12 protein-coding genes are annotated in these 13,179 nt (G+C 49.6%); 3 read left to right on the top strand and 9 right to left on the bottom strand.

Annotated elements, in window-relative coordinates; genetic code table 11:
• The first annotated feature begins 79 nt into the window (after positions 1-79).
• Positions 80-955 (top strand): LysR family transcriptional regulator, encoded by an 876-nt coding sequence (locus NO559_RS02935; protein WP_258330296.1) that lies wholly within the window; start codon positions 80-82, stop codon positions 953-955.
• Here the strand turns inward: NO559_RS02935 and NO559_RS02930 are convergent.
• Complete coding sequence (locus NO559_RS02930) at positions 952-2,685, bottom strand: serine/threonine-protein kinase (RefSeq protein ID WP_258330295.1); 1,734 nt, start codon at positions 2,683-2,685, stop codon at positions 952-954. The two genes, NO559_RS02935 and NO559_RS02930, sit on opposite strands and share 4 nt — an antisense overlap.
• Before the next feature lie 191 nt (positions 2,686-2,876).
• Here NO559_RS02930 and NO559_RS02925 point away from each other — a divergent pair, with 191 nt between their 5' ends.
• Entirely contained in the window at positions 2,877-3,428 is a 552-nt protein-coding gene (locus NO559_RS02925; RefSeq protein ID WP_258330294.1) for an FHA domain-containing protein, read from the top strand.
• Between the two features lie 4 nt (positions 3,429-3,432).
• On the opposite strand, the gene NO559_RS02920 is transcribed toward NO559_RS02925, so the two are convergent.
• Positions 3,433-3,894 (bottom strand): flavodoxin family protein, encoded by a 462-nt coding sequence (locus NO559_RS02920; protein ID WP_258330293.1) that lies wholly within the window; start codon positions 3,892-3,894, stop codon positions 3,433-3,435.
• A gap of 6 nt (positions 3,895-3,900) precedes the next feature.
• Positions 3,901-4,251 (bottom strand): VanZ family protein, encoded by a 351-nt coding sequence (locus tag NO559_RS02915; protein ID WP_258330292.1) that lies wholly within the window; start codon positions 4,249-4,251, stop codon positions 3,901-3,903.
• An 87-nt stretch (positions 4,252-4,338) separates the two neighbouring features.
• Here NO559_RS02915 and gloA point away from each other — a divergent pair, with 87 nt between their 5' ends.
• A complete protein-coding gene (gene gloA, locus NO559_RS02910; protein WP_258330291.1) occupies positions 4,339-4,782 on the top strand; it encodes a lactoylglutathione lyase in 444 nt (147 codons plus the stop codon).
• Positions 4,783-4,826: 44 nt separating this feature from the next.
• Here gloA and NO559_RS02905 read toward each other — a convergent pair whose 3' ends face one another.
• The 6 genes from NO559_RS02905 to sugE form a co-directional block, all read right to left on the bottom strand.
• On the bottom strand, positions 4,827-5,300 hold the full coding sequence (locus tag NO559_RS02905) for a hypothetical protein (protein WP_258330290.1): 474 nt from the start codon (positions 5,298-5,300) through the stop codon (positions 4,827-4,829).
• A 23-nt stretch (positions 5,301-5,323) separates the two neighbouring features.
• Positions 5,324-5,935: a hypothetical protein gene (locus tag NO559_RS02900; protein ID WP_258330289.1), complete on the bottom strand. Its 612-nt coding sequence runs from the start codon at positions 5,933-5,935 to the stop codon at positions 5,324-5,326.
• Between the two features lie 17 nt (positions 5,936-5,952).
• Positions 5,953-7,989, bottom strand: coding sequence for an NAD-dependent DNA ligase LigA (gene ligA / locus NO559_RS02895; protein WP_258330288.1), 2,037 nt, complete (start codon positions 7,987-7,989; stop codon positions 5,953-5,955).
• A gap of 39 nt (positions 7,990-8,028) precedes the next feature.
• The gene (zipA, locus tag NO559_RS02890) at positions 8,029-8,952 is read right to left on the bottom strand and encodes a cell division protein ZipA (RefSeq protein ID WP_258330287.1); all 924 of its coding nucleotides are present in this window, start codon (positions 8,950-8,952) and stop codon (positions 8,029-8,031) included.
• Between the two features lie 61 nt (positions 8,953-9,013).
• Positions 9,014-12,520 (bottom strand): chromosome segregation protein SMC, encoded by a 3,507-nt coding sequence (smc, locus tag NO559_RS02885; protein WP_258330286.1) that lies wholly within the window; start codon positions 12,518-12,520, stop codon positions 9,014-9,016.
• 255 nt (positions 12,521-12,775) lie between these two features.
• Positions 12,776-13,093, bottom strand: a complete 318-nt coding sequence (gene sugE / locus NO559_RS02880; protein ID WP_258330285.1) for a quaternary ammonium compound efflux SMR transporter SugE — start codon at positions 13,091-13,093, stop codon at positions 12,776-12,778.
• Positions 13,094-13,179: the final 86 nt, after the last annotated feature.

Genomic DNA, 13,179 nt, shown 5'->3' with positions numbered 1-13,179 from the left:
GTATGCAGGACGCACAAATAAAACAAATTCATATTTTTTATAGTTTGCATTCCAAATTGGAATCAATTAGCCTGCAGCCATGGATACACAATCCCTACAGGCTTTTGTACAAGTGGCTGACAGCGGTTCTTTTTCGATTACCGCCGAGCAGCTACACCTCACCCAACCCGCAGTTAGCAAGCGCATAGCCGGGCTGGAGTCACAGCTAGGCTGTAAGCTGTTTGACCGCATAGGCCGCAGCACCCAGCTCACCGAAGCTGGCCGCGAGCTATACCCCAAGGCCCTGCAAATTTTGCAAGATGTTAAAGAAGCCGAACGCTCTATACGCGAGCTGCGCGGCACCGTGGCGGGCACCCTCAGCATAGGCATTAGCCACCATATAGGCCTGCACCGATTGCCACCGGTATTACAGGCCTATAGCAAGCGCTACCCCAAGGTACATTTAGATATAGATTTTATGGATTCGGAAGAAGCCCATGAGCAAGTAATGCACGGCCAGATTGAATTAGGCGTAGTGACCCTAGACCCCGGCCACAGCTTGGTCAGCCACAACCAAGTCTGGGAGGACGAGCTCACTCTGGTCGTCGCCGCCGACCACCCGCTGACAGGCAAGGCCCCCATCACCCCAAAAATGCTCAGTAAATACAAGGCTATTTTACCCGGCCTAAACACCTATACCGGCCGCATCGTCGCCGAGCTATTTGCTCAGCATAAACTCAAACTCAACACCAGCATGGCCACTAATTATTTGGAAACGATAAAGATGATGGTCTCTATAGGCTTGGGCTGGAGCGTATTACCTAAAACCATGCTGGACGCACAGCTAACAGCTTTAACGGTTGAAGGCCTAAAACTAAGCCGCAAACTGGGCTATATTTACCACCCCAATCGCAGCTTAAGCAACGCCGCCCAGGCTTTTGTCGACGCTCTTAACGAGCACCGCCACCTAGACTAAAACGGCAACCAAGCTGGCCAACTGCTATACAAGGCTTGCAACTGCTGTTGCAGCCCCTCCCCTAAATAGCCTTGGCTGGCCAGCCACAGCAGCTCCGCTAATACCGCCAGCACTACCAGCACCAGCAGCAAGCTACCTACTATAATTTTATGCCGCGGCCTGGCTGCTACTACAGCCGCAGGCGGCTCAGGCTGCGCCACCACTCTGGGGCGGATAATGACGGTCTGCTGATCATTACTAAAAGCCAGCAAGGCCTGCTTAACCTGCTCAAAATTTTGATAGCGCTGACTGGTATCCAGCGCCAGCATTTTTTTTAGCACACTCTGTAAGGCAGGCGGCAATATAGCCATTTGCTGCTCGTTAGCTATGCCTCCTTGCTGTATTACTACCGGCTGCCCGGTTAATAAATGAAACAACACCGCCCCAGCTGAGTAGATATCACTTAATGGCGACTTCGCCTCATCGGCAGGCTGATACCAGTCGCGCTCTTTATCGGAATGCTCGCTATAACCAAAATCACTCAACTTAATTTGCGCAGGTTTGTACAGCAGCAAATTACTGGGCCGTAAGTTGCCATGCACTATGCCCTTGCTATGGGCATAACTTAAAGCCTCACAAATCTGCTGCGCCAACAGCAACCAATGCGCCAGCGGGAAGGCCTGGCTAAGGCGCTCTTCCAAGCTGCCACCACTGACATACTCCAGCACCGAAATAAACACGCGCTGATTTTTGGCGGTACCATAAACTCTGGCTATATGTGGGTGGTCCAGCCCGGTTAAGTTTTTATTGATATTGTAGGCGTCACCCTCATAGGCACATTTTTGTTTTTTGACCACCAGTAAACGCTTGCGCTTAGGGTCACTCACTAAGTAGGTGGCGCCGTAGTGATTTTCTTTTAAGATATCCAGTAATTTATAGCCAGCAGGCAAGGCCTCTTGCGATTGCTCCCCCTCCCAGCGATGCTCGCTTAAATGCTTGCCCTGTAGTATCAGCAATAAGCGCTGGCGCACTTCATCGGCAGTTTTGGGTCGCAATAAGGGCTCACGACTAAGGCAATCATCCACCAAACCGGCCAGCACCTTAGGTACGGCTGCACCGGCTGGCGCCTGCCCTGGCTGGCCGCCATAAAATAATTCATGCATTAACACACCCAAGGCGTAAATATCGGCCTGCGCACTAACCGCCTTACCCTCGGCCTGCTCCGGCGCCATATAGGCTGGGGTGCCCATAATGGCCTGCTCATCGGACTGCTGGGCAAAGTAACCGGCTATGCCAAAATCCACCACCCGCACATGGCCATCGTAGTCCACCAAAATATTGGCGGGCTTGATATCTCTGTGTACCACTCCATTGCGATGGGCATAGGACAAGGCCTTACAAATTTGCATCACTATGTCTATTTTTCGCGGCAGGGTCACATCCGGGCGCGACAACAGCGCGCAAAGATTAACGCTTTTAACATACTGCATCACAAAATAAGGCTGGCCATTAGCACTAACGCCCTGGTCTATCACCTGAATAATATTGGGATGATTTAAGCTGGCGACCAACTGCGACTCTTGCTGAAACTGGGCCTGTACGGTGTCGTCATCGACTAGGGCTGCATCTAAAACCTTAATCGCCACTGCGCGATGCAGCGATAGCTGCTCGCCCAAATAAACGGTGGCCATGGCTCCTTTACCTAAAGAAGCGCCAATACTGTATCCGGGTAATTGAATGGGTGGCTGCATAGAATGATAATTATTAGTGCGAGTTCAAGGAGTTAGCGCTAAAATGCTAAGTGCGGGCTGAAGTATAGACGGCCCAAAAGTTTTTTGCTGCATGGTTTTTACCCCCAAGCACCACCCTACAGCTTGGCCGCCACAGCACAGTAACAATAGATCTATAGACCCACCAACATACGATAAAAGCAAAAATAGCTATGAACAATCAAAAAGAATGGCAATTAGTAGCCAACGGCGATTGGTTAAAGGGGCAAGTATTCCCCCTGGCACAACACACAGTACTGGGCCGCGACTCCGAATGCGATATCACCATCCCCGGCACCCATTTATCGCGCCGCCATGCCGAAATCGCGATTAGTGGCAATAAACTATTAGTCAAAGATTTAGGCTCTTCTAACGGTACTTTTGTTAACGGCAAGCAAGTCAGCCAAGCCGAATTACTGCCGGGCGATCAAATACAATTTGATGTACTAACTTTTTCAGTAGAAGGCCCGGGCGAACAACAAGATATTAATGCCACCATGATTAGGCCAGCTATACAGCCCAAGGCTAAGCCCAAACCTTTAAGCTCCGAAATACCGGCCGAAAAAAAACAATGGAAAACTAAACCCACCTCGCCTGGCAACCGCAGCGAAAACGATCACTACAACCCCAGTAAAAAAATTAAAAATGCTCTGATTAGCGCGCTATGTATATGCACCGTGGCAGCCGTATTAGCTGGTATAGGATTTTTAATCACCCAGCTTTAAGCCCCTAAAAAATCCCCATGCTCAGTGCGGCCGCAAAGGTCGCACCCAACTCTTCACACTCTTGTAGCCCGCTTGCAGTGACCTGCCCCTTGACTATCACCGGCTCAGCGACTTGGCGCAGCGGATAACCTTTAGCTATGCGCTCTAACTGCCTCACCGCACCACTACCATCATTACCCGCGCTAATAAAACAGCCATAGGGAATATTGAGTTTATAGGGCTCTAGCGGATAAAAGGTGCGGTCTAAAAAATCTTTTAAGCCGCCGGATAAATAACCAAAATTTTCTGGTGAACCAAAAATAACCGCATCGGCAGCCTGCAAGTCACTCACACCCGCCTCCATAGCCGCCAGCAAACTCAACTGCACTTCGCCCTCAGCGGCAGCGCTGGCACCTTGGTATACAGCCTGGGCCAACTGCGCAGTATTACCAGACTGGCTGTGGTAAACAATAAGGATTTTTTTCATCAACGATTACCGATTGCGGCCAACTATGCCTTCACACCAGCGTAGGCAGCTAGCCCAATAGGGCCTAAAGGGATAAAACAAACACAGCGCTAAGCTATCGGCCAATAAATCCAGCCAGGAAAAAAACCTATACCCCGTAAATGACTGCAACACCTCTACCAGTAAACCAAAAGCGATTAACAAGGGCACTTTATAACGCCAGTAAGATACTAAAGGATAGGCGCTATCTATCAGCGCGGCCAATACGAAAAAGGCTAATAAGTGATTAGTCTTATCCCAACCGGTACTGATAAAATCTTCTTCCAGAGGCAATAGTGAAAGCAGCAACACCACTGCCAGCACCGCGTAAAATGCCACTCTATAACACCACAACATAGGCCATATTCCTAAAAAATATGCGCTATCATAGCAAACTAAACCCACACAAACACAGGGCCCTATAACATGCAATATTTACACAGCATGGTAAGAGTTAAAGACTTAGACGCCAGCTTGGACTTTTACTGTAACAAATTAAACATGGTAGAAATCAAGCGCACTGAATATCAACAAGGTCGCTTTACCCTAATATTTTTAGCGGCTAGTGGTGACGCTGACTTAGCGCAACAAGCTGAGCGCCCCTGCTTAGAGCTAACTTATAACTGGGATAACCAAGACGACTACGACAATGGCCGCAACTTTGGCCACCTAGCCTATGCGGTGGATGACATATATCAAACCTGCCAACACTTAATGGAACAAGGCGTCACCATTAACCGCCCACCTCGCGATGGTTATATGGCCTTTATAAAATCACCCGATGGCGTTTCTATAGAACTATTACAAAAAGGAGAGAAGCGACCAGAGCAGGAACCTTGGCTATCCATGCCCAATCAAGGTAACTGGTAACAGCGCTGCACAGCTCTGCAATCCAGGGCTGTGCCTAACAAAACTTATAAGTCGGCAAAAAACTCTATGGTGCGCGACAAAATAGATCTATCTTCGCCGGGATACACCTCTTTATAGTAGCTAACCATATGCTGCTTAGGGTCTACATCACAATAAACCACCGCCTCGCGATAATCATTAATCGTGCCCACATCTACTTTTAATACAATAAAAAAAACCGATTGCTCGGGCTTATAGCGAGTAGACATTTCATCCATGGTAAAACCGCGCATGCTACTACCTAACTGTTTTTGTGCTTCCGCCACACAGTATTGATAGGCGTCAGACATATTTAAGGGCGAGCGATAATAATCCCTAGCCAAACTGCCATGCAGCTTATCAGCACCAGCATTAGACTTGCCGTCGTCAAAATAGTAATAGGTGGTAAAACAAGAAATAAAAATAACTGCGAACATAATCAACAGCGCTCGATCTTTAACCGAGGCCGACGCATAACGGGCTTTTAGCTTATACAACATAATTACAACTCAACCTTTGCCCTTTAAAAAATATGCCACCACGGTTCTTTCAATGACTCTTCGCAGGAAGCCAACTGGCTATTATAGCGACTCGCCCTGGCCGAGACTTTTTTTGCCACCACTTTCAACCAACCTTTATTTTTAAAGGTACGGCGATTAAAGCCGCCCTGCCCCTCGTGATAGGCTAAATACAAATGATAAGTATCGTCACGCTTGATATTGCAGCGCTGCATGCTGACACTGTTATACCAACCAATAAAATCGATAGCATCATCAAAGTCATCTCTATCGGCGCCGTAATTACCACTGCCGCGTTGATACTCTTCCCAAGTGCCATCTTTAGCCTGCGAGTAGCCATAGGCGCTAGAGGATCTAAACCAAGGTATTATGCCCAGCAACCATTCTCTAGGCGGCTGCGCTTTAGCGCGAAAACGCGACTCTTGATGCATCATGGCCATCATAGTGCCTATAGACGAGCCCCAATTATCGCGGGCATCGGCAGCATCTTCGTACCAATCATCTTTTTCACGAAAAATTTCGCAGACATTATCAAGATTTTTAGGCGGTGCCGTAGTACAGCCACTGATAAACAGCAACATAACCAGCAGCGCCAGTAAGGTTGAACGAGCCCTCATAATAAACCTATTATTTTTTATTGTTGGTATTGCGCCAATCGCGCTAAAAACATTTTTTCATCCAGTATTTCAATGCCCAACTCCTGTGCCTTGGCCAGCTTAGAGCCTGCCCCCGGCCCCGCTACTACACAGTCGGTTTTTTTGGAAACACTGCCGGCCACCTTGGCGCCTAAATCCTGCAGTTTTTGCTTAGCATCCGAGCGCCCCATGGTTTCTAAAGTACCGGTCACCACATAGGTCAAACCTTTTAGTGGCAGCTCTGCCTCAGACTTTAGCACGATATCCGGCCAAGTAATGCCACATTGCTGCAAACTTGTTAACAGCTCTTGGCTGTGGGGCGCATGAAAAAAATCAAAAATATGTTGAGCAACTATAGGCCCCACATCCGCCACCGTGAGCAACGACTCCACATCAGCCTGCTGCAAAGCCGGCAAGCTGCCGTAGTGCTGTGCCAGGTTATTGGCAGTGGCTTCGCCCACTTCCCGTATACCTAGGGAAAATAAAAATTTAGCCAACGTGGTTTGCTTGGATTTTTCTAAAGCCGCAATTAAATTACTGGCTGATTTTTCTGCCATGCGCTCTAGTGCTGATAAACGCTTAACATCTAGCGAATATAAATCGGCTACCGATTGGATTAAACCTTCATCCACCAACTGCTCAACCAGCTTGTCGCCTAAGCCGTCTATATCCATAGCCTTGCGTGAAGCAAAATGTTTGATAGCCTCTTTGACTTGCGCACCGCAGATAGCGGCGCCCGTGCAACGGCTAATCGCCTCACCGGCCACTCGTTCTATGGGTGATTCACAGACCGGGCAGCTATCGGGAAACACTATGACTTGAGCATCATCGCCACGGCGCTCTAATACCACTTTAACCACTTTAGGTATAACATCCCCCGCTCTGCGTACAATAACAGTATCGTTAATACGCACATCTAAGCGTTCTATTTCATCGCGGTTATGCAAAGTGGCGTTGCTAACGGTGACACCGCCAACAAACACCGGTTCCAATCGCGCCACCGGGGTAATGGCACCCGTGCGGCCAACCTGAAAATCCACACCTAGTAAGCGAGTCACTTCTTCTTCGGCGGGAAACTTATGAGCAATGGCCCAGCGCGGTGCCCGCGACACAAAGCCCAATTGTTTTTGTAGCTCTACATCATCAACTTTAAAAACTATGCCATCTATGTCGTAGCTAAGCTCAGGACGTTTAGCCAATAAATAATCGTGGTATTGCAGGCACTCATCCACGCCATGGGCCAACTGCATCTCTGGGTTAATGCGAAAACCCCAGCGTTGGCACTGCTTTAAAATTTCACTGTGCGTACTGGCAATTTGCAACGGCTTACCCTCGCCATCGGCCACTAAGCCATAGCCATAGCAACACATTTCCAAATGACGCTGGGCGGCGATTTTAGGATCTAACTGGCGCAGCGTGCCAGCGGCCGCATTACGCGGGTTGGCAAAAGGTTTTTCAGCGGCGGCCAAGGCGCGTTCGTTATAGGACTCAAAACTGCGCTTAGGCATATAGATTTCGCCGCGCACCTCTAAGATGGCAGGATAATCGTCGCCCACAAGCTTTAAAGGTATAGAGGCAATAGTACGTACGTTATGGGTGATATCCTCACCCACACTGCCATCACCGCGAGTCGCACCGCGCTCTAGCACACCGTTGCGATACAACAGACTAATCGCTATGCCATCCAGTTTGGGCTCGCACACATAGGTTAATTTTTGCGGCTCATCCAAACGCGATAACAAACGTTTTTCAAACTCACGCATTTCATCGGCATTAAAAGCATTATCCAGCGACAGCATAGGTACTTCATGCTGCACCTGCTTAAACGCCGCTAACGGCTCTGCCCCTACCCGCTGGGTGGGAGAATCTGCGGTGATTAACTGCGGGTGCTCAGCCTCTAAAGCTTGTAGCTCGCGCAACAACCTATCGTATTCCGCATCGGGAACACTGGCGTCATCTAAAACGTAGTATTGGTAGTTGTATTGATTAATTGTTTTGCGTAGCAGCGCAATGCGCTGCTCGGGTGTAGAGCTCATCGACATAGTAAGCCGTAGTGATAGGAGAACGATATGCCCTTAGGCATGGGTTAATTGCTTGCGCTCAATTTCGCGTATGCGATTGCGACAGTGCTCTAGGGTTTGCGCAGTCATCACACTGTGGGTTTCATCGCGCAACTCACCGTTAAGGTTTTTAACCAGGCACTGAGCCGTTTCCACCATATAATCAAAAGCCTGTATGGGCTTTTTAGGGCCGGGCACTTTCACAAAAAAGCATACCCCGGGGGTGGAAAACTGATCGATATTATCTAAATCAAAAGTCCCCGGCTCCACACTATTAACTATGCTGAACTGTATAGGGCCTTTGCCACTGGCGTTTTCGTAGCGATGGAAAATATTCATCTCGCCAAAGCGGCAGTCACAAGCCAATAAAATATGCAGCAGGTCGGCCCCCTTGAAGGGCTGGCCTTTAGCCATAACGTTAATCACTATCACTTCTTGATCGGCGTAATCTTTGGCATATTGTTCGCTTTCGGGATCTTGCTGCAGCTCTTGTTGCTCTTGATCTGACAGCGGCTCTAACTCTGCTTGTACCGGCTCACTCGCAGCCACGGCTTGCTCATCTGCGTCGCTATTATCAGTAGCATCGGCCACAGCCGCTTGCTGCTCGCTGCCAGCTAATACATCGTCGTCGCTATAATGGCTGGCGCTGATAGACTCCATCAACATGGGCACATCTTCATCCAGCTGCAGATCATCATCAGCTTGCTGGGATTTAGCAACCGCCTCGCCTTGCTTGCGTGGCACTACTCTGGGGCCACCCAAGACTTCATTATTCACCGGCTCATCAATATCGCCGCTGGAATTAACAAAGTTCTTATTTAAGGACATGCGAATTTTGCCACGCCTATCATTACGCATGCGGCGAAAACCATCAAAAAGGACTACCGCAATAAGCAGTATGCCAACAATTATCATCCAGTCGCGTACACCGAGCTCCATTGTTGTATTAACCTTCTACCTTTCTCATGAATATTGCTGTTAATGTTAAATTATATGAGCGTTATAGCGCGGCCAGTTCGGCGGCCTCGTCTACATCCACCGTTACCAAACGCGAAACACCTGGCTCGTGCATGGTAACACCTAATAACTGCTCCGCCATTTCCATGGCAATTTTATTATGGGTGATGTAGATAAACTGCACCGACTTAGACATTTCTTTTACTAAACGAGCATAGCGGCCCACGTTGGCATCATCAAGTGGCGCATCCACCTCATCCAGCATACAGAAAGGCGCCGGGTTTAAGCGGAAGATAGAAAATACCAAGGCGATAGCGGTAAGCGCTTTTTCACCACCCGACAATAAGTGTATGGTGCTGTTACGTTTACCGGGTGGCCGCGCCATAATGGCGATGCCGGTATCCAGCAAGTCGTCACCGGTCATTTCTAAGTAGGCAGTACCGCCACCAAATACTTTCGGGAACAACTCCTGCAAACTGCCGTTAACCGTATCAAAAGTCTCTTTAAAACGCTGACGAGTTTCTTTATCGATTTTAGCGATGGCGTTTTCCAGCGTTTGTAAGGCTTCCATCAAGTCATCGTTTTGCGCATCTAAGTACACTTTACGCTCAGACTGCGATTTATAATCGTCTATAGCCGCCATATTGATATTACCCAAGCGGGCAATCTTACGGCCTATAGACTCCAACTCTTCACGCCAAGCTGACTCGCTAGCCTCTTCTGGCAAGTTAGCTAACACATTTTCTAAATCAAACTGGGTGGCGATTAGCTGCTCTTCTAAAGCGCGACGGCTTACTTGCAAGCCCTGCACATTAACCCGCAGTGATTCCAGCTCGGAACGTACCGTTTGCGCGCGCTGCTCTACAGCACTGCGGCCCTGCTCGGCCTGCCTTAGCGCATGTTCAAACTCATCGACTTTGGCGCGCTCGCTGCTTAATTCTTCCTCTACCATTAAGCGGCTTTCTAGCTGCGCTTCCAGCTCCATTTTTAATTCTTCTATGGGCTCATCTGCGCCCTCTATACCTTCCTGCAAAGTAGCGCGACGCTCTTCTAACTGCTCTACTTGTGCGCGGGTACGTTCTATATTTTGATTCATAGAATCCAGCTGTGCGCGCAAAGACTGGTAACGCATGGCCAATTGGTGAGCCGAATCTTTATCGTGCCTGGCGCTCTGCCGGGCTTGGTCTAACTTGCTGCGACTTTCATCGCGCACCGCTAACAGGCGCTCGCGCTCGTTGGCGTCTTGCTCCATGGCCTCTATGGCTTCTTGCAAAATAATACGCGCTTCGCCTAAGCCCTCTTGCTCAATTTGGAATTGCTCGCGGCTTTCGCTGAGCTCATTGTTAATGCGATCACGACGCACGCTAATTTGCTCTACCTGCACCTGTTTGGCACTTAGCTCCGAACGCAGTTCGGTGTGTTTTTTGTTCACATCTTGCAGCTCACGCTGTAACTGCTCGCGTAAAGTTTCGGCAGTTTTTAAAGCTTCACGGCCAGTGCTAATCTCGGCCTCTAAAGCCTCAACCTTAACTTCCAACCCGGCAATATCAGCGTTTAATGTTTCTAACTCTTGCTGGCGATTTAATACACCGGCTTGCGCATCGCTGTCTTTGGCTACCCGCAACCAGTTGGGGCCCAACCATAAACCTTCAGCTGTTACTACCGACTCATGGGCTTCTAACTTGCTGCGCAAAGCCAAAGCTGCGGGCAAATCTTCCGCCACATAAACACCAGCCAATAAGCTGGCCGCCTGCGGCCCCTCAACCTTGCTGGCCAAGGTGTCGGCTACGGCACTGCCGCTGTGCTGGCTCGCGCTAGCACCATCCAATAACGTCACACTGCCTTTTTGCAGCTGCTCGGTTAATGCCGCTACCGCATCTAAGCCATCTACACACACAGCTTGCAGATGCTCACCTAGCACGGCCTCTACTGCCGTTTCCCAACCGCTGGCTACTTTGATGTTTTCGGCTAAGCGGGCTTGGCCTGCCAAGCTGTTTTTGCTCAGCCACTCATTGATGGCGCCACCTTGCTGGCCTAAGGCGGCCTGTTGCAGCGCCTCTAATGAGGCTTGTCTACCGCGTAGGCTTTGCAGTTTATTACGCGCCACATCCAGCGCCGAGCTGCTTTCGTTATTGCTGTCGCGCTGCTGGTTAATCTGTTCGGCCTGTTCGGCTATGCGCTGCTGCTGCTCTTCTAGCTGCAGGTCCAGTTCGGCTTGCTGCTCAGCCAATAGCTCAATTTCTTCCTCTACCGGGCCAGCGCTTAAGCCTTGCTTCTCTTGCTCTAGCTTTTCTACCCGCTCTTGCATACGGCTGAGCACTTGCTCAAATTGCTGTATGCGCGATTGCTGTACTTCGGCGCGCTGGCGCGGCTGGCTGGCTTCTAGATTGAACTCATCCCACTGCTGCTGCCATTGCTGCATAGCTTCTTCGGCGGCCTGTAGGGTCTCGGCGGTTTCCTCTTCCGAGGCCTGCGCCATTTCCAGCTCGGGTTCGATTTGTTCTAGCTCTTCGGCCCAGCGCTGCATATTTTGATTATCGGATTGTAAATGCGATTGCGCCTGCTGGTAGTTTTGCTCGGTTTGCTGCAGGTCTTCACGCAACTGGCGGCTACGATCCTGTTGATGCTTAATGCTTTGCTCTAAGCGCGTCACTTCGCCACCTAGGGTATAAAAACGGGCTTGCACCTCGTTAAAGGTATCCATGGCCTCGGTGTGGGCGTCGCGGTACTTTTCTATGCTGGCATCGATGGCACGCTGCTCGGCTATCACGGCCTCTAGTTTAACTTCTAAATCGCGTATGGCCTGTTCACGCTCTTTAACATCACTATCCAAGCTTTTCCATTGCAGGGCTTGCAGTTGCGCGGTGTATACCCGCTCTTCTTTTTTCAGCTCGGCATAGCGCTCGGCAGCTTGCGCCTGGCGCTTTAAGGTTTCTAGCTGGCGCTCCATTTCATCGCGCAGGTCGGTAAGGCGCTCTAGGTTTTCCATGGTGCGGCGCATGCGATTTTCGGTTTCGCGGCGGCGCTCTTTGTATTTGGAGATACCAGCGGCTTCTTCAATAAATACCCGCAGCTCTTCAGGCTTGGACTCAATTAAGCGCGAGATCATGCCCTGCTCAATAATCGAGTAACTGCGCGGGCCCAGGCCGGTGCCTAAGAAAATATCGGTAATATCACGGCGGCGACATTTAGTGCCGTTCAAAAAGTAATCGGACTGACCATCACGCGTTACTCGGCGCTTAGTGGCTATCTCAGCAAAACGCGAGTATTCGCCCCCCAAGGTGCCGTCGGTGTTATCGAATACCAACTCTATAGAGGCCTGCCCTATGGGCTTGCGATTAACCGAGCCGTTAAAGATAACATCGGTCATGTTCTCGCCACGCAGGTTTTTGGCTGAGCTTTCACCCATTACCCAACGCACCGCATCGATAATATTCGATTTACCACAACCGTTAGGGCCAACCACACAGCCCAAGTTGCTAGGAAAGTTTACAGTTGTAGGGTCGACGAAGGATTTAAACCCCGCCAGCTTAATAGACTTAAGTCGCATATTACTTTAACTTTTTTAGGTAACTAATTGTATTTATTATATTTTTTAAATATAACCGTGCGGAAAACCCATTTCCCAGCACTACACAAAATCTGGCCACAGTTTATAGCTTTTAAGCGCCAAGCTCTATGCTGAAATCAGCTTTTTTGGGATTTTTGTGGCGGCTGAACACCGCCGTTTAAAGGGCCGGGGTAGATAGGCAAAAAGCCTAGCGTAAACACTAGGCTAAGCCACCCTATTGATGACTACCGCCGCTTAAGCGGTAGATAATTTCAGCCCCACTATGCCTGCGACTATCAACAGCACGCTACAAAGGCGCCCTAGGTTCATGGGCTCACCAAATAGAGCAATACCTAATATCACTGTACCCACGGCACCTACCCCCACCCACACGCTGTAGGCAGTACCTACGGGCAGCGTTTTCATGGCGACACCCAGCAACCAAAAGCTCAGCAGCATGGCCGATACCGTGCCTATAGTGGGCCACAGCCTAGTGAAGCCTTCGGTGTATTTCAGGCCTATGGCCCAAACAATTTCAAACAAACCCGCTAATACAAGAATCCCCCAAGCCATAATAACTCCTAGGAAAGTGGGGTCGTCCCCTATAAAGATTGGAGCGGTGAGGTCGTCCTCACATCCGGCGAAAGGCCCGATGATTA

This window comes from Dasania sp. GY-MA-18 (genome assembly GCF_024734385.1).
Lineage (GTDB): Bacteria > Pseudomonadota > Gammaproteobacteria > Pseudomonadales > Dasaniaceae > Dasania > Dasania phycosphaerae.
The sequence above is the reverse complement of the archived record's forward strand: the minus strand, read 5'-3'. Positions and strand labels throughout refer to the sequence as shown.